This is a genomic window from Exiguobacterium sp. 9-2 (genome assembly GCF_036287235.1).
Lineage (GTDB): Bacteria > Bacillota > Bacilli > Exiguobacteriales > Exiguobacteriaceae > Exiguobacterium_A.
Genome location: NZ_CP142850.1, coordinates 1,169,058 through 1,186,509, shown reverse-complemented (window position 1 = coordinate 1,186,509; position 17,452 = coordinate 1,169,058). Strand labels below are relative to the sequence as shown.

The window sequence follows — 17,452 nt, the reverse complement described above, 5'->3', positions numbered from 1 at the left end:
AACCCTCGCCGTCTCGGCAAGGGTTATTTTTTCTTATTGTTTTCGTTTTGCTTGATACGCTTTTGAATAGCGATCGGCTGCGATGATCGCATCCGCGACTTCGTCCGCCGTAACGTTGAATCCGCTGTGGATCGTCTCACCTTCAGCAGTTGCTGCCTCTCCGACTTTGACGATATCTTCACGTGACGCATCCTTTAGCTTGACGTCCTCGAGTGTCACCGGTAAACCAAGATCCGTGTAAAGCGCGATATAGCGCTCGATTTCTTCTTGTGGATGTTCTTCGAGCGCCAACTGGACGAGTGTACCAAAGGCGACCTTTTCTCCATGCGTCAGGTGGTGAATCTCACCGTCAAGTGCCGTAAAGCCATTATGAATCGCATGCGCCGCTGCTAGTCCCCCACTTTCAAAGCCGAGCCCACTTAAGAGGGTATTCGCTTCGACGACGGCTTCGAGTGCTGGTGTTACGACTTGTGCCTGAACGGATTCGTACGCCAGACGCCCGTGCTCGAACAAGACTTCCTCACAACGTTTGGCAATCGCTTGTGCCGCAATTGTCGGTCGTCCTCCCGCCATCGTCTGTCCACCAAAGGCGACGACACTTCGAACTTCGACCCACGTCGCGAGTGCATCGGCAATTCCGGACGCGAAGAAACGTGCTGGCGCTTGGGCAATCAGTTTCGTATCGACGAGAACAAGATCGGGATTCTTCTTATAGAAACGATAGCTTTCGAAAATCCCTTCGTCGGAATAGATGACGGACAGAGCACTCGTCGGTGCATCGGTCGAAGCAAGGGTCGGTACGATGACGACGGACACGTTCAGCTCATCCGAGACGGCTTTTGCTGTGTCGAGCGTCTTTCCACCCCCAACTCCCATGACGAAACGAACATCCGCTGCTTTTGCTTGCTCAGCGATTCGTTTTACTTCATGCCGTGAGGCTTCACCACTAAAGTCTGCCTTCTCGATGCTGACGTTTTCTCCGGACAGCGACTGCTCGACACGTTCCTTTACGATTTTCCAGACGACATCGTCCGCGATGACGAGCGCTTTTTCACCGAACGGGCTCACATATGTACCGAGCCGGTCAATGACATCCTTTCCTTGGACATACTTCGAGGGACTAATGAAGACACGTTCTGACATGTTTCAACATCCTTTCTGTAAGGGACACGATGGTCAATGATATACAGTAGAGGAATTGCCGTTTCCGCTTATGCTTAAACCCACAATCGAGTGAACAAAAAAAGCGGACTTTGATCATACGATCAAAAATCCGCTTCCCTTTATACATGACAACTTAAGCCACACGTGACGACGATCGTGTCTCCGCTTTTTTCTTACCGACGATCGCTCCGATCATCCCACCGATGATAGCTGGAACGACCCAACCGAGACTGACAGAAGCAAACGGTAATACCGCATCAAACACTTTCGTGACGGCTGAGACATTGATTTTTGCTGTCTTCAATCCATCAAACAAGCTGACGAGGAACGTCATCCATAGCGCCCCTTGATACACGGCTGGCTTCCCTTTAAAGAGTGGATGCAAGAACGTTAAGAAGATCAGACAGATCGCGAGTGGATAAAGCGTCATCAAGACTGGTTTAGAGACAGCGAGTAATTGATTCAGACCGATGTTCGCAACGAGTGCGCTGAAGACCGATAGACCAATCGTCCATTTGACGTATGAGATTTTTGGGACGAGTGCCGAGAAAAACGCGGCACACGCCGTGATCAAACCAACACTCGTCGTCATACAAGCGACTGTGATCATCAGACCAAGCAAAATCGCCCCATACTCACCGAAGTAATGATCCGACACAGCAGACAAAATCTCTGCGCCGTTCGCGAGCTGTCCGATCTCAGAGACACTTGACGCGCCCATGAAGGCAAGCGCCGTGTATGTGATTGCAAGCAAGGCTGCGGCAATCAACGAGGCTTTCGTACAAATCAGCAGCAACTGCCGCTTCGAAGTGACACCTTTTTCCTTGATCGCTGCGATAATGATGATACCGAAGACAAAGGCACCAAGCGCATCGAGTGTCATATATCCTTCTTGGAAACCATTAAAGAAAGCATTTGTTCGATATGTCTTCAAAGGATTCTGAAAACTTCCGATTGGATGCAGGACGGCAACGATGATCAAGAGACCAATGAACGTGATTTTAATCGGTGTCAGTACTTTCCCGACGACATCGACGATCTTTGTTGGGTTTAAGGACAATAGACAAGCAATTGTGTAAAACAAAATCGTAAAGATCAGTAACGGCAAATGGCTCGTCGATTCACTGAAGAACGGCTTGATTCCGATCTCATACGAGACCGTTCCGGCACGTGGAATTGCGAAGAATGGTCCAATCGCGAGATACAAGATGACCGAGAACCCGATTCCGAAAGCAGGATGAACACGTGACGCCATCGCTTGTAGATCGCGTTCCCCTGAAAACGCGAATGCGAGAATCGCAAGCAATGGTAGACCGACACCAGTGACAAGGAATCCGGCATTGGCAACCCAGACATGCTCCCCTGCGAGCTGTCCGAGCATCGGCGGAAAGATGAGATTTCCTGCCCCAAAGAACAAGGCGAAGAGCATCATGCCGATGACGATGATAAATGATGTTGGAACAGTTTTAGACATAATAAACCCCCACTGATGATTTCCGACTTCATCCGCTCCCTAAGCAGATGAAGTACTTCGTTCGAAAGGATAACATACGTTTAGGAGCTCGTGCTAGGAGTTTATCTGGAGAATATTCTGAAAATTTGGCAGAAAGTTTGATTCCACTTTAGTTTAAAGAATCTGGTACGTCTTCGCGTCAAAGTATGAAACCGGATTCATAAGTTCATCTGACGTAGTAGGAGAATGACATTTTTTATGGAAAGTAAATATATGGATAATTAAACAGGAGGTATTCTCATGAAATCCATCTATTTTCTTAGCGTCACCCTTTTACTTGCCAGTTGTTCTCCGGCTGCCGAGAAACCAAAGACGTATGACATTTCGTTTACGCACGAGAAACAAGAGATCCACATCGTTCCTTTGTATAAGGCGTATGACGACTACATTCAAGCGGTTTCGAAACAGCCAGAGGACAATGAGGCACTATATAAAAAATACGTATTGGGCGCTAAAAATGACGTCATCAAAAAAGAACAGCTCCAAGCCATGCCTGTTCCTAGCATCTATGAACAGCCTTCGGAAAACATCAAGGACTTAAAACAGATGAATACATATTTGAAAAACACCATCAGCACATCATGAAACAGATCAAGTCCAGTCTCCTGACTTCGATGAAACAACTTCCACGGGATGAGAAGCTCGTTGTCTTCGTCTCCCCAACGACACCACTCGAACATGATGATGCCAAACGTTATGGTGGTGTCAGCGGTGTCGCTCAAGGAAACAATTCGATGAGTCTGTTCTTCTTGAAGGATTTTTCGAAAGAGTCATTACTCAATACGACGGCGCATGAATACCATCATACCGTAGCCCTCGATGAGCCGAATCGTGCGACAATACTCGATTACATCATTCTCGAAGGAAAAGCGGAATTCTTTGCCCATAAGCTTTATCCAATGGAATCATCGGAAGCGATTGCCCCTTTACTTGACCACTCCTTGGAGCATGTGATTTCGGAGCTGAATGCGGAACGATTGACGACGGATGATCTGTTCTTTGGAAATTACGAAAAACAAATTCCATCGTTCACGAAATACAGACTCGGCTACATGATCGTCTCCGACTTCATGAAACAACATCCCGAGATCTCCTTGAAGGAATGGTCACGGATGTCCTCTGTGCAAATTCTTGAAAAAAGCAGTTACAAGAAAAAATTAACGATTCGCTAAAATCAATAAAGCACGAGACAACGGGTGCATCAATCTCCTTCGTCTCGTGCTTTATTAGTTAACCTTCGTATTTTTTAACGATCGTCGCCACCCCTTGACCGCCACCGACGCATAACGTCGCAAGACCATGCGTCTCACCCGTCCGCTCGAGTTCATGGATCAGCGTGACGAGAATCCGCGCACCGCTCGCACCGATCGGATGACCGAGCGCGATCGCACCGCCATTGCGGTTGAGCTTCTCATGCGGGAACTGTAGCTCCGCATCGACCGCGAGAGATTGTGCCGCGAATGCTTCGTTCGCTTCGATGACATCGATCTCCTCAAGCGTTAAACCTGCTTTATTGAGTGCCTTTTGGACCGCTTGGACGGGACCGATTCCCATGATGCTCGGGTCGACACCGGACGTTCCGTTCGCGACGATCTCAACGAGTGGTGTCACGCCGAGTTCTTTCGCCTTCGCCTCTGACATGATGACGAGCGCCGCAGCCCCGTCATTGATGCCAGATGCATTGCCTGCCGTGACCGTTCCGTTCTTCTTAAACGCCGGGCGCAAACGACTGAGCGTTTCGACGGACGTTCCGGCGCGCGGAAACTCATCTTGATCAAAACGGATCGGATCGCCTTTTCGTTGTGGAATCAGCACTGGCGTGATTTCTGAGACGAACCGTTCTTCCGCTAATGCCGTCTGCGCTTTTTGCTGACTCGTCGCGGCGAACTGATCCTGCGCTTCGCGGGAAAGTTCGTAGACGTCTGCTAAATTCTCTGCCGTGATCCCCATATGATAGTCATTAAAGGCACATTCGAGCCCGTCCTGGATGATCGTATCGACGAGTGGTTGGTCACCCATCTTTAGTCCAGACCGTGCGCCCGCGAGGACGTAAGGTGCTTGACTCATGTTCTCCATCCCACCAGCAACGATGACATCGGCTTCGCCCGACTTGATCGCCTGATACGCGAGATGGACGGCTGAGAGACCGGATCCGCAGACCTTATTGACGGTCATCGCTGGACATGTCTCCGGTAACCCGGCAGCGAGGGCTGCCTGCCGAGCTGGATTTTGACCAAGTCCTGCTGAGAGGACGTTACCGAAAAAGACTTCGTCGACGTGATCTCCTGCGACACCAGCTTTTTCAAGTGCCGCGCGAATGACTGTCGCTCCGAGTTCCGTTGCTTTGACGTCCTTCAAACTTCCATTGAAATTCCCGATCGCCGTGCGCGTCGCACTGACGATGACGACTGCTTCACTCATCTGCTCCATCTCCTTATTGAATCGTGTATCCACCATCAAGGACGTTCGCTTGTCCAGTGATGCCTTTTGCTTTGCGGCTCGCAAGGAACAATGCATAATCTGCAATCTCCTCGACAGCAAGCAGACGTTTTTGCGGAACGAGCGGATAGATGACTTCTTCAAGTACCTTCTCAAGCTCGACGTGTCGCGTTTTCGCTAAGTCTTCCATTTGATTACGAACGAGTGGTGTATCGACGTAACCCGGACAAATCGCGTTGACGGTGATCCCGTATTCCGCTCCTTCAAGGGCTGCGACCTTCGTTAGACCAAGCAATCCATGCTTCGCCGAGTTATATGCTGCTTTCCCAGCAAAACCGATTAAACCATTGATCGATGCCATGTTGAGAATACGTCCGTAGCCTTGTTCCTTCATGATCGGAAAAGCATGTTTGATGGCCATGAACGGTGCCGTCAACATGATCTTAATCATCAATTCGAACTTCTCTGTCGGAAACTCTTCAATTGGTGAGACGTGTTGAAGACCCGCGTTGTTGATCAAGACGTCAAGTCGACCAAACTGTTCGACCGTCTGCTTCAAGACGGCTTCGACCTGTGCTTCATCGGTGACGTTTAACGTCATCCCGACTGCTTCATGACCAGCTCCGCGAATCGCTGCCGCTGCTTCCTCTGCTGCTTCCGCGCGGACGTCCGTTACGACGACTTTCGCTCCTGCCTCAGCGAACGCCTTTGAGATTTCTAGACCAATTCCGCTTCCTGCACCTGTGACGAGTACGATATCTCCTTTGACCATCTGCTTCACTCCCCTACCGTCACGCGCTCGAGTTCCGGACTGACCGTGAATCGTGCTTCCGTGACTTGTTTGACGTCTTCGACCGTATGACCATTCAGCGTCTCGATCAAGACCATCCCGTCCGGCGTGAAATCAAAGACGGCCCGGTCCGTAATCAGACGGTTGACGACGGCGCGTCCTGTCAACGGCAAGGTACACGACTGTTTGACTTTCGATTCGCCGTGTTTGTTGACATGCTCCATGATGATGACGACGCGTTTCGCTCCGTTGACGAGGTCCATCGCTCCGCCCATGCCCTTGACCATCTTGCCCGGAATCATCCAGTTCGCGAGGTCACCGTTCTGATCGACTTCCATACCGCCAAGGATCGCGAGGTCGATGTGCCCACCGCGAATCATCGCGAACGATTCAGCACTGTCGAAGTAAGAAGCTCCGGATTGTGCTGTGACTGTCTCTTTGCCGGCATTGATCTCGTCCGCATCAACTTCATGATCAAGTGGATACGGTCCGATGCCAAGCAGTCCGTTTTCGGATTGCAGCATGACATGCATATCGTCCGGAATCGCATTGGCGATCAATGTCGGAATCCCGATCCCGAGGTTGACGTACATCCCGTCTTCAACTTCCTGAAGCGCGCGTTCAATGATGATCTCTCGTGTCGTTTTCATATCGATCTCCTCCTCAAGCTTCCCGGACAGTCCGGCGTTCGATGCGTTTTTCATAATCCGTTCCAACAACGATGCGCTGGACGTAGACAGCAGGCGTGTGGATCTCGTTCGGATCGAGTTCGCCGACCTCGACGAGTTCTTCGACTTCGACGATCGTTACTTTTCCAGCTGTCGCGACGATCGGGTTAAAGTTGCGTGATGTCTTCCGGAAGACAAGATTCCCGAGACGATCTGCTTTCCATGCTTTGACAATCGCAAAATCGCCGACGATTCCTTCTTCGAGCAGATATGTCTTCCCGTCGAACTTCTTTTGTTCCTTTCCTTCAGCAATCGGTGTCCCGACGCCTGTTGGTGTATAGAAACCAGGAATACCAGCACCACCGGCACGGATACGTTCCGCTAGCGTACCTTGGGGAACGAGATCGACTTCGATCTCGCCACTGAGGTACTGTTGTTCAAACGTCTTATTTTCCCCGACATACGACGAAATCATCTTCTTGATTTGTCGCGTCTGCAAGAGGAGACCAAGTCCAAAATCATCGACGCCACAATTGTTACTGACGACCGTCAAATCCTTGACGCCTTTCTCTTGTAACGCCGTAATAGATTTTTCCGGGATTCCGCAGAGTCCGAAGCCCCCTACGACTAGCGTCGCCCCGTCAAAGATGTCTGCTGTCGCTTCCGCGAATGATGCGTATACTTTCCCCTGTTTCATCTGATGATGCCCCCTTCTAAACTCTTAGTACAAACCAGTCAAGCTATACAATCCGATCATCAAGAAGACCGTCACTGTCTTGAGGATCGTAATCATGAAGATGTCTTTATACGACTGACGATGCGTTAGGCCCGTGACGGCAAGTAATGTGATGACGGCACCGTTATGCGGTAACGTATCCATTCCGCCGGACGCCATCGAGATGACGCGGTGCATGACTTCCGGTGGTATGCCACCCGATGTGATTGCCTGCGTATATTTATCCGACATCGCACTTAACGCGATCCCCATCCCGCCTGATGCGGAACCGGTGACACCGGCAAGCGTCGTCGTCGTGACGGCTCCGTTGACGAGCGGATTCGTGAATGTCTCCGAGATTCCGCTTGAGACGGACTTAAATCCTGGTAACGCCGCGATGACGCCACCGAAGCCATACTCAGCACCTGTATTCATGACCGCTAAGAGCGCACCACCGATACTGACGTTCAGACCAGTTTGGAAGTTCGTCTTGATCTTTCGGAAGTCATAGAGCATCGCTGCGAGAATTCCGATCAACAATGCCATTTGAACGGACCAGATCGCAAGAACAGCGGGTGTCTCGATCTTTCCGAATGCTTCTAGACCGATTGCTGAAAAATCGAATCCTTCTGGATACCATTTCGGAATCGAGAGTGTAAAGACTTTGTTCATTACGGCAACAAGGACGAGTGGGACAAAGGCAAGGACTTGGCGATAGACTGGTTGACGATCCGTCTCGAGCGTCATTTCTGGTTCGTTCTTCAACTCCATCTGCGGTGCGGCACTTGCCGCCGTTGCTTCAAATCCAGCGTATCCTTCACCTGCTTGATGGGCTTTTTTCTTGCGTGACTCGAGATACCACATGCCGACGACTAGGATGAACAATCCACCGACTGAACCCATGATCGGCGCAGCGTAGATATCCGTTTTGAAGAGCGTCGTCGGAATGACGTTCTGAATCTGAGGTGTTCCTGGTAAGGCATCCATCGTGAACGTGAACGCACCAAGGGCAATCGTTCCCGGAATGAGTCGTTTCGGGATGTTTGCTTCGCGGAACAAGTTCGCAGCGAACGGATAGACAGCAAATACGACAACGAATAAGCTGACGCCGCTATATGTAAGAATGGCGCCGAGTAAGACGATGGCAAGGATAGCGCGCTTCGCACCAATCATACGAATGATTGTCTTTGCGATCGACTCCGCGATACCGGACATCTCAACGACTTTTCCGAAAATCGCTCCGAGGAGGAAGACCGGGAAGTATGCTTTGATGAAGCCGACCATCTTTTCCATGAAGATATTCGAGAAGAATGGTAACACCCAGTCCGGGTTCGTCAGTAAGACGGCGAACAAGGCACAGATTGGTGCAAATAGGATGACCGAAAAACCACGATAGGCAACGAACATCAATAAAGATAAGGCAAGAAGAATGATGACGAGTTCCATGAGTAAGATCTCCTTCAAATTTAGTAAGCGCTTTCATACCGCTTCTTCATCATTTAACAATGCAGTGTCGAGGAGGTCAATCAAATTCCCTAAAACCATAAGTACAGCTTATAGAAATCATAAGTTCACATTATAGACACAATTGATGGGAAGAGTTTATTTTTTCGATAAACAGGAGTTAGTCCGTTTATGGCGTATATTTCTTAAATAACGTACTTTTTTCGAAAGGATGGACGATTCATGAAAAGCATCCTTTTTGACGTCTTACATAACGTGACGCTATTAATGGCTGGTTTTTATCTACTTGGAAAATTATCACCGCTTCCGATCACGCGAGAATCTCCACGTCTCACCCGCGTACTGTATGGTCTTGCCCTGAGCATGATCTCCTTACTGCTCATGCAGATGACAATCGAAGCAGCCCCCGGCGTCATGATTGATTTGCGCCATGTTCCGGTCATTGTCGCCGCCTACTTTGGAGGCGTTATTCCAACAACGATCGTGACGGTCGCGATCATTGTTTATCGCTTTAGTCTGGGAACGAACTTGGCTGCATTCACTGCATTTGGTTTCATCGTCGCTGTCGCCCTCGGAACGAGTCTGATTGTTCGTGAAATGCCGCCTTACGCAAAACGGACCTTTACACTCGTGACGCTCTATGCGACGGCTTTGCATGCCCTTGTCTTATGGATCGTCTTACCGAAACAAATCCTCTTACTCGAGGTCATGTCGGTCGTCATTCCCGCTTCTTTCGTTAGCAGTTGGCTCGCCCTTTTGATCATTCGTGATATCCGCCTGACGAAACAGTCGTTACGGGTGCTTCGGCAGAAAGCACAACTCGACTTTTTGACGGGATTGAATAATTCACGTGCTTTTAACGAATACTTCACGGATCTCAAACAACGATTGATCTTGAACAAACAGTCCATCGTGTTGTTGACGATCGATATTGATCATTTTAAACAGATCAACGATACGTATGGACATGAAGCGGGTGACGAAGTGCTACGTCAGTTTGCCAGCCGACTGCGTGATGGCGTCGCAGAGAGCGGGTATTTATCTCGTAACGGCGGTGAAGAGTTCTCCGTCTTGTTTGAAGGCGTTCCGCTCGCTGAAGTGATTCCTTTAGCAGAGCAATTACGTGAACGTATCGCCTGCAGCCCGTTCCGACTAGCGACGACCGATCTGCCACTTACAGCATCATTTGGTTTAGCCGCGTATGATGAGACGACATCTCAAATCGACCATCTCTTACCGGATGCGGATGCCGCGCTTTATCAAGCAAAACAACAAGGACGGAATCAAGTCGTCCTGTTTTCTCCTAATGCAGAATCTGCCGTCAGCTTCCAAGAATAACGATGGACGTCACCTCTGAAATCCGCTACCTTTAAAGTAGAGGCAGGTGATTGATATGAAGTTAACAAAAGGTCCTTATATCCTGATCGGTCTTCTCTTAGGACTCGTGTTCGGATTCATTGGTGACAACTTCTATTTGTATGTATCAGCAGGCATTCTCGTCGGAGCACTGCTTGAATTGTATGTCGCATACGAACAACGCAAAAAAAATAAAAAATCATGATGGAGGTACCAACATGACATTCAGTGACTTATTCCTCTCGACCCTTACGTATATCGGTGTCGCGACCGTACTCCTTGCAATTGGTGTCGTCCTGTTCGAGGTAACGACGAAATCAAAGGAACTGGAATTAATCCGTAATGGTAAGAAAGCAGCCGTTTATGCATTCGGTGGACGTATTCTCGGTCTTGCCATCGTCCTCTATTCGAGTATCTCGAACTCCGTCAGCATTCTCGATATGGTCTTATGGGGTGCACTCGCAATCGTCTTACAAATCGTCTTGTTCTATCTCGCGGATTTACTAATCCCACGCTTAAGCATGACAAAAGAGATTGATGCGAACAACGAAGCAGTCGGCTTGCTGCTCCTCTTCTTATCGATTTCGATCGGTTTGATCATTGCTGGGTCGCTTACATATTAAAACGCATGAAAACAGCCCTGGATCCATTGATCTAGGGCTGTTTAGTTTATGATCAACTACTTATTTCGTATTACAAAGAAGGGATTTCTTCTCATAGAGACATGTCTTATACATTACTACATTCTTATCAATTAGCTCTTAACATATTAGGACCAGACTATGGTGATCTCTTTTTCAAACATGACGGCTTCGCCTTCTTGTGAACGACCGACCTCACTTTTTATATGACGTGCAGGTGTGACGACCTCATTCCAAACGCTCTTCAAGTAGTTTACTTGATCGATGTTCATCGACTCCTTACCATGCATGTTGCTCGCAACATATTCGAGCGCCTCGATATAAGAAGTATAGTTCTTTGCTACTTTCCGTAAAGATTCTGATTCTGGATCATCCGACTTGAATTGGAAGGACTGTTCGATATCGTGCATCGTATCAATCTTTGTCCTCAATTCGCTCATTGTCGACTTCTTTGTGATGGAATCCCCCGTTGAATAAGGTGCAAAGCTAGCCATATATCGCATCGATCTTTCGATATAGTCTTTTCGATTGACTGAATTGACGGTCTTAGCATCCATCAGCACTTCATGCTTTCGTTCTATATAGGGAGTTGAGCGAGGGATGTATCCTGATTTATATGAATAGATGCCTCCCCGATCAGAATAATCGCTGTCGAATAAAAGTATAAATAGCGTTTTTTCAAAATATGCCTCCTTGATGTTACGGATTTTTCATACCTTATTTCGACTCTCGATCCACGATGAGCCATTTCGAAATTATTATATAGAGAGGATAGCTTGACAATATCAGGATTAAGATGAGGCCAAGAACAGGGCTTGGCATATCTCCCCCATTTTTGATTGGAATGATTCGGCTAGTGATGTATGTGAATAACACATAGTAGACGAACCAGGAGAGGCAGGTGATTCGTTCAAACGATTTATGTAGAGTGGATTTGAAAGTGATCTGTCTAATCAAAAAAGGAATACTGATTAAAGTGATCCATCCAATCATGATATTCAAAGTCCAAAACATACCTGAAGACATATTCGTAAGTCTCATGATTCGATTGATATTTAGCATGATTTGCAACGGAACGAATAAAGCGACGGCATACAAAAAGCTCGATATGTTGATGTTAAAAAACGTCTTCACTCAATGAATCTCCTCTCGAATCGCATTGGATATAATCCACATCTTATCAGAAAGCAGTTTAGGAAAAGAGGGTTTGAGAGTTGTTTTTCACTTTTGTTCAATGTGTGAAGTAAAATAGTTCTATTTTACATAATAGTCATGACTCTTACTTTGCACCTCTACTGAATGATGAGACCCAGATCAGTCGTTACATAGACTAGAGTTCTTAGAAGTTCATGAGACGACAATGATATATTATTAAAAAACTTCAATTATAATTAAAACGGCTAAAGCCCGTTCAAATCTTGGACTCAAGCCGTTTAAATACTTCTTAGCTAATTACTACTTTTCTATTTTTCCAGCTCTTCTAGCTCCACCCGCGAACGCGGGAACCCATTCGCTTGCCACTCAGCTCGATAGATGGAATCGAGTTTCGTCAATCCGACCTCATCCGGGTCCTTCGCAGCATCCGGACTCGGATCCTGATCGAGATGCGCTAAATATTCACGTAGTGCATCTGTTTGTGTGCCCTGTTCCCGCTTCCTTAACAAAAGTAGACTCGTTCCGGCAATGATGCCAGCTCCAAATAAATACCGTTTTTTCAAGCCCATACGGTTTCCTTCTTTCTTTTCTTAAACCAACCCACCACCGTCACGCAGGCGAGGATGCGCGATGCGTTTGACCTTTCCCTCTTCGACCGTCAGGACATGATCGGGTTGTCGCTCGAAGTAACCGGTCTCAAGCACTCCTGACCAGCTCTTCACTTCTTTTGCGAATAATCGAACGTCCGAAATGGCTGATACATCAACGTCAAGAATCACGTGACCTCCATCTGTAACGAAGGGACGATCATCTTTCACGCGTAGTGTTGCTGATACATGCTTATCACGTAGACGTTGCCGCACGTAAGGTAAGGCAAACGAATCCAGTTCGACAGGTAACGGTCCACTTAAATGATGGACGAACTTCGAGGAATCGGTCAGATAGAGCAATTCGCGACTCATCAGGGCGACAATTTTTTCACGAAACAATGCACCGCCACCGCCTTTAATGGTTTGAAACTGACCATCGATTTGATCAATTCCGTCAACTGTCACATCGATTTCCATTCCCTCTTCCAGATCAATCAATGGGATTTGTAACTGATCAGCGAGCTTTACCGTCGCAAGCGACGTCGCCACGCCACGAATCTGTAATCCAGCCTGTACGAGTGGACCAAGCGCCTTGATAAACCGTTCCGTCGTCGAACCCGTCCCAAGACCCACTATCATTCCGTCCTTGACGTAAGTTAGTGCTGCCTCAGCGACTAATTGTTTCTCCTGTTCATACATCCGCATCCCTCCCTACTTTTCTGTTCCCGTTTCGATTCGTCTTCAATCGACGGAGAGAGAGGATTCCGTTAACGACAGATACTGCTCAATCGCCTGGACGAGCGGTTGCTGAGCTTCGACCCAAAACGCGATAGATGTTGGATCGGCGTCGAGGTGACGTTTAACGATTTCATCGATCGTCGCTTGACCGGAATCGTGCATGACGGCATCAAAAACTGTCGAAAATTGACTCGGATCCGCTTGAACCGTCTGATAAAGACTATTGCTAAGCAGATAACCGATCGTATACGGAATGTTGTAGAACGCAAGGTTCGGATTAAACAGATGACTGATGTACATCCATTTGTAGCGCGCTGGTTCAGGCAGCACTGGACCATAGGCTAAGCGCTCTTCCTCTTGTAAGAGTTCACTCAACCTTTCAGCATTGATCGTACCATGCTGACGTTCCGCATAAAAACGTTGCTCGAAACGAAACATTCCGGGAACGATGCTGGCATATTTCAGCCCCTCTCGAATCTTGACCTCTAGGAGAGCAAGTACTTCCTCGCGCTCCGTCGTCTCTTTGATCGCAGCATCGAGGACGAGATTCTCCATGAATGTTGAAGCCGTCTCCGCGATACTCGTTCCTTTGACTTGGTTTAAATACGGTTCATCTTGCAGAACATAATTATGATAGGCATGACCGAATTCATGAGCAAGTGTCGCGACGTCTGGATAACTGTCACGGTACGTCATGAAAATCCGGCTCTCTTTTGCAATCGGAAAGGCAGCGCAGAATCCGCCTTCCGCTTTTCCGGGACGATTCTCCGCATCGACCCATCCCTCGTTAAACACGTTTTCAGCAAAAGCACCGAGCTTTGGATTCAACTGTTTGAATTGTTTGCTTACGATTGCCTGTGCCGTCTCAAACGGAACATGCCGCGCGGAACGATACGTATTCGTCTCAAAATCATGCCATTCTCCCGTCACCTGCTCTGCCTGGGCAATCTTGCGGACATAATAGGCGTGAAAGAGGTCTCGGTGCTGATCGAGTGCTTCGATCATCGCTTTTAAGCTCGCTTCTGAGATCCGGTTCTGCTCAAGCAACTCTGTCAATGGTTGCTCCCAGTTCCGCATCTTGTAGGATTGCAATCTGAAGCCGGAGATCCGGTTCAAGATCGTCGCAAACAAGTCAGCCTCTTTGGCACAAGCGGCGTCAACTGCAATTGCTGCCGCTAGACGAGCCGAACGATCAGGCGCGAACATCGCTTCATGCAATCCTTGACCAATCGTGACCTGCTTTCCGTTCAAGTCGACCCGTAACGCCATGAAGCGCTGATCGTAGAGTTGTCCCCAGCCCTGGAATCCATCCACACCGAGATCCTGTAACAATTGTTCTTGAATCAGTGGTGCACGACGGGACTGGATGTCACGGCGTTCGTTTAAGAAAAAGGCGTACGGTGAATCCGTAACGAGCGCTTCCCACTCTTCTTGTGACAGAGCTGCGATCTTTGTATCGAGTGCTGCCACTTCACTGCGCACCATCGCTTGGACGACTTCGATCTCTTCAAGCAATGGATGGACTTCTACGCGCGTGACATCTTCAGCGTACAGACAATAAATGAAGTCGCTCCATTCTTCGACGTCGCGCGCGACTTGCTGATAACGCTCGACCTGTTCTGCCACATCAATCGGCTGATTCGACAATGCTGTTTGTATGGAAGCGATGCCTGCTTTGACGTCATCAATCGTATAGAGTGTTTCTAATTGCCATCGTGTGTGTTGCATGTGATTTCCCCCTTTTCGTGATCTTTCCGTTCTTTCATTCGTGAGGACACTCGACTTCTCCTGTATTTTCCATATAGATACAAAAAAACTCCTTCAGTCATTGACTAAAGGAGGACATCATCATAACACGAAGAAGTAGACACATAGGAAATGCGCTAGACTACCGAGTAGTACGAAGATGTGGAAGATTTCATGGAATCCGAGATGTTTAAACGATAAGACACGCGGCTTGAATCCATAGATGATGCCACCGATCGTATAGAAGATACCACCAAGGAACAATAGACCGATGCCGAGCGGTGATAAGACTTGCGCGAGTGGTGTGATCGCAAAGACCATGATCCAGCCCATTCCGATGTAGAGCGTCGTCGATAACCAGCGTGGACTGTTGAACCAGACTAATTTGAAGGTAATTCCGGAAACAGCAATCAACATGACGATGCTAAACAAGACCCAACCCGTCGGACCATTCAGACTGACAAGACAAAACGGTGCGTAGGAACCGGCAATCAACAAATAAATCATCGAGTGATCCAATCGTCGCCAGATCGCAATCGCCCGGTCGCTCGCAAGGACCATATGATACGTTGCCGAAACAGCATAGAGTGCCATCATGCTGACCCCAAAAATAATCGCTGCGACGATGGCGAGTGATGCTCCGCGTTCTAACGATGCTTTAATGACGAGTGCGAGTAATCCGACAAAAGCAAAGACAGCCCCTCCCAAATGTGTTAATCCATTAATCGGTTCTCTCATATAAGCTTTCATTTTTGTTCCTCCCCTGATATGTAGTTTTGAATACTACATGGCGTTATATACATATTCTATCATATGATGAAGAAGTAGAAAGTCCTATTTTAACGATTTTGGAGGTTTTTTTATGACACGTTCTGACGACACGAGACATGATCGTCAATTACAGCTCGCAGATATCCCGAACATTGATCTTTATATGGATCAAGTCATCCAACTGTTTGAGCGAACATTCGAGGAAACGACGCGGAATGCGGATGAGACAATCCTGACGAAGACGATGATCAACAATTATGCCAAAAAAAAATTATTTTTTCCGGTTACGAATAAAAAGTATACGAAGGAGCACTTGATTTTAATTAGCTTGATTTATCAGTTGAAAAGTTCGTTTTCGATTAACGATATCAAGACGATCCTAACGCCCTTGAACGAAGGCATCGAACAGAATCAACTCGATCTGGAAGACTTTTATCGCACTTACCTTGAACTGACAGAACGAAATACAGCCCGTTTCATCACCGAACAAGATGCTCTTACCGCCTCGACGACCGATCCACTGGAACAGATTTTAGCGCTGGCTCATATGAGTAATCTGTACCGGCGTGCAGCGGAACAATTGATCGATACCCAACTAAAAAAATAAGATAACGCTTTCACTGCGTGATACACTATAAGAAAAAACAGAGGAGGAACAGTCATGGAGATGGCGACGACTTTCTTGCGACAACTGGATCATATCGCACCAGAATTCAGAACGTATCAAGACGGTATTCTCATCGAATTGGCATTTGACCGGACGATCGGAACGGAGCAGGTATCCGCAAGCACGTTACTTGAGACAGCAGACGATTTAACGACACGATTGCGCACGCAAACTACGCAGGCTTTGCTGCTCGCTTCAAAAATCCATGCTTTTGACGCTCATGCACCGAGCCGCATCGCTGAGATGATGTCGCTTCACGGCTATTTTAAATCCCATCGTTTGTCGCATCCCCTGAATGCCTACTCCACTGCGCTGTTCATTAGTCGTATTTCTCCACAAGACATGGTACTCGAGCGGACCGTTCAGTTATACACTCTTCTTAAAAAACAGCATCGTTTCATCGTATCACCGCTGTTGACCTCCTTCGTCTATTTTCATGCTGCGACACGCGGTGATTTAGACGAACTCGCTTCGCGTATTGAAGCAGTCTATCAACGACTGAAACGACGTTTCGGTCGCGCTCAACAGACGTATATCGTCGCCTTGTTATTCTCTTTATTACCAGAGGACGATTGGGATCGTTATATCGCGCAATTGGAGTCGTCCCGTAAATTACATCGTAAGCATCATGTCCCGCTGTCATTCCACGGAATGCTTGCACTACTCGGCGACCCCAACATTCATGCTTCGGCACTCCAACAGATGGCAGAGACGTTACGCTCCGATTTACGTTTTAAGTACCGGAGGGACTTGGTCTATTTGACGGCGATCCGATTATACTTGAGTCAACAAACGATCCTGCAACAACTCTTCCCATCTTCGATTCTTCCGCCGGATAGCGCCGATGCGACTCCGTTCTTGCTCTTCCCTGTTGATTTGACCGATACGTCACATGCGACAGATGGCGGAATTGACGGTGGATTCGATGGTGGAAGTGATGGCGGTGGGAGTGGCGAGTAACCGTTTAAAAATAATACATTAAAAAGGGCAATCGACGTGTGGCATTTCTGCCGGACATCGATTGCCCTTTATTTT

19 protein-coding genes are annotated in these 17,452 nt (G+C 47.9%); 7 read left to right on the top strand and 12 right to left on the bottom strand.

Going from position 1 to position 17,452, the window contains the following annotated elements:
- Positions 1 to 33: 33 nt before the first annotated feature.
- Together VJ374_RS06090 and brnQ are read right to left on the bottom strand one after the other, a co-directional pair.
- Positions 34 to 1,143, bottom strand: a complete 1,110-nt coding sequence (locus VJ374_RS06090) for a glycerol dehydrogenase (protein WP_214855490.1) — start codon at positions 1,141 to 1,143, stop codon at positions 34 to 36.
- Positions 1,144 to 1,297: 154 nt separating this feature from the next.
- A complete protein-coding gene (gene brnQ, locus VJ374_RS06085) occupies positions 1,298 to 2,638 on the bottom strand; it encodes a branched-chain amino acid transport system II carrier protein (protein WP_329470554.1) in 1,341 nt (446 codons plus the stop codon).
- A 279-nt stretch (positions 2,639 to 2,917) separates the two neighbouring features.
- Here brnQ and VJ374_RS06080 point away from each other — a divergent pair, with 279 nt between their 5' ends.
- Entirely contained in the window at positions 2,918 to 3,262 is a 345-nt protein-coding gene (locus VJ374_RS06080) for a hypothetical protein (protein ID WP_329470552.1), read from the top strand.
- Between the two features lie 29 nt (positions 3,263 to 3,291).
- Positions 3,292 to 3,849 (top strand): DUF2268 domain-containing putative Zn-dependent protease, encoded by a 558-nt coding sequence (locus VJ374_RS06075; RefSeq protein WP_442899601.1) that lies wholly within the window; start codon positions 3,292 to 3,294, stop codon positions 3,847 to 3,849.
- Between the two features lie 58 nt (positions 3,850 to 3,907).
- Here VJ374_RS06075 and VJ374_RS06070 read toward each other — a convergent pair whose 3' ends face one another.
- The 5 genes from VJ374_RS06070 to VJ374_RS06050 are packed head-to-tail and all read right to left on the bottom strand — an operon-like array spanning position 3,908 to position 8,735.
- A complete protein-coding gene (locus VJ374_RS06070) occupies positions 3,908 to 5,098 on the bottom strand; it encodes an acetyl-CoA C-acetyltransferase (RefSeq protein WP_329471029.1) in 1,191 nt (396 codons plus the stop codon).
- A 13-nt stretch (positions 5,099 to 5,111) separates the two neighbouring features.
- Positions 5,112 to 5,888 carry a 3-hydroxybutyrate dehydrogenase gene (locus VJ374_RS06065; protein WP_290772350.1) on the bottom strand — a complete coding sequence of 259 codons (777 nt, stop codon included), beginning with the start codon at positions 5,886 to 5,888 and terminating at the stop codon, positions 5,112 to 5,114.
- A 5-nt stretch (positions 5,889 to 5,893) separates the two neighbouring features.
- Entirely contained in the window at positions 5,894 to 6,556 is a 663-nt protein-coding gene (locus VJ374_RS06060; protein WP_290772352.1) for a 3-oxoacid CoA-transferase subunit B, read from the bottom strand.
- A 13-nt stretch (positions 6,557 to 6,569) separates the two neighbouring features.
- Positions 6,570 to 7,271, bottom strand: a complete 702-nt coding sequence (locus VJ374_RS06055) for a CoA transferase subunit A (RefSeq protein WP_329470548.1) — start codon at positions 7,269 to 7,271, stop codon at positions 6,570 to 6,572.
- Between the two features lie 24 nt (positions 7,272 to 7,295).
- Positions 7,296 to 8,735: a GntP family permease gene (locus VJ374_RS06050; protein ID WP_329470546.1), complete on the bottom strand. Its 1,440-nt coding sequence runs from the start codon at positions 8,733 to 8,735 to the stop codon at positions 7,296 to 7,298.
- A 240-nt stretch (positions 8,736 to 8,975) separates the two neighbouring features.
- Between VJ374_RS06050 and VJ374_RS06045 the strand changes: the two genes are divergently transcribed.
- The 3 genes from VJ374_RS06045 to VJ374_RS06035 are packed head-to-tail and all read left to right on the top strand — an operon-like array spanning position 8,976 to position 10,732.
- Positions 8,976 to 10,091 carry a GGDEF domain-containing protein gene (locus VJ374_RS06045; protein ID WP_056060621.1) on the top strand — a complete coding sequence of 372 codons (1,116 nt, stop codon included), beginning with the start codon at positions 8,976 to 8,978 and terminating at the stop codon, positions 10,089 to 10,091.
- A gap of 55 nt (positions 10,092 to 10,146) precedes the next feature.
- Positions 10,147 to 10,314 carry a hypothetical protein gene (locus VJ374_RS06040; protein WP_197026221.1) on the top strand — a complete coding sequence of 56 codons (168 nt, stop codon included), beginning with the start codon at positions 10,147 to 10,149 and terminating at the stop codon, positions 10,312 to 10,314.
- Between the two features lie 13 nt (positions 10,315 to 10,327).
- Positions 10,328 to 10,732, top strand: coding sequence for a DUF350 domain-containing protein (locus VJ374_RS06035; RefSeq protein WP_214729562.1), 405 nt, complete (start codon positions 10,328 to 10,330; stop codon positions 10,730 to 10,732).
- Positions 10,733 to 10,878: 146 nt separating this feature from the next.
- Here VJ374_RS06035 and VJ374_RS06030 read toward each other — a convergent pair whose 3' ends face one another.
- The 5 genes from VJ374_RS06030 to trhA form a co-directional block, all read right to left on the bottom strand.
- Complete coding sequence (locus VJ374_RS06030; protein ID WP_329470544.1) at positions 10,879 to 11,190, bottom strand: hypothetical protein; 312 nt, start codon at positions 11,188 to 11,190, stop codon at positions 10,879 to 10,881.
- A 1,023-nt stretch (positions 11,191 to 12,213) separates the two neighbouring features.
- Positions 12,214 to 12,474, bottom strand: a complete 261-nt coding sequence (locus VJ374_RS06025) for a hypothetical protein (RefSeq protein ID WP_329470542.1) — start codon at positions 12,472 to 12,474, stop codon at positions 12,214 to 12,216.
- A gap of 21 nt (positions 12,475 to 12,495) precedes the next feature.
- Positions 12,496 to 13,194 (bottom strand): ribose-5-phosphate isomerase RpiA, encoded by a 699-nt coding sequence (gene rpiA, locus VJ374_RS06020; RefSeq protein ID WP_035408611.1) that lies wholly within the window; start codon positions 13,192 to 13,194, stop codon positions 12,496 to 12,498.
- 42 nt (positions 13,195 to 13,236) lie between these two features.
- Positions 13,237 to 14,961: a M3 family oligoendopeptidase gene (locus VJ374_RS06015; RefSeq protein ID WP_308101277.1), complete on the bottom strand. Its 1,725-nt coding sequence runs from the start codon at positions 14,959 to 14,961 to the stop codon at positions 13,237 to 13,239.
- A gap of 120 nt (positions 14,962 to 15,081) precedes the next feature.
- The gene (gene trhA / locus VJ374_RS06010) at positions 15,082 to 15,729 is read right to left on the bottom strand and encodes a PAQR family membrane homeostasis protein TrhA (RefSeq protein WP_035408614.1); all 648 of its coding nucleotides are present in this window, start codon (positions 15,727 to 15,729) and stop codon (positions 15,082 to 15,084) included.
- Positions 15,730 to 15,841: 112 nt separating this feature from the next.
- On the opposite strand from trhA, the gene VJ374_RS06005 reads away from it, so the two are divergent.
- Positions 15,842 to 16,357 carry a DUF1836 domain-containing protein gene (locus VJ374_RS06005; protein WP_035408615.1) on the top strand — a complete coding sequence of 172 codons (516 nt, stop codon included), beginning with the start codon at positions 15,842 to 15,844 and terminating at the stop codon, positions 16,355 to 16,357.
- Positions 16,358 to 16,411: 54 nt separating this feature from the next.
- Positions 16,412 to 17,377 carry a DUF4003 family protein gene (locus VJ374_RS06000; RefSeq protein WP_035408619.1) on the top strand — a complete coding sequence of 322 codons (966 nt, stop codon included), beginning with the start codon at positions 16,412 to 16,414 and terminating at the stop codon, positions 17,375 to 17,377.
- The last annotated feature ends 75 nt before the right edge of the window (positions 17,378 to 17,452 follow it).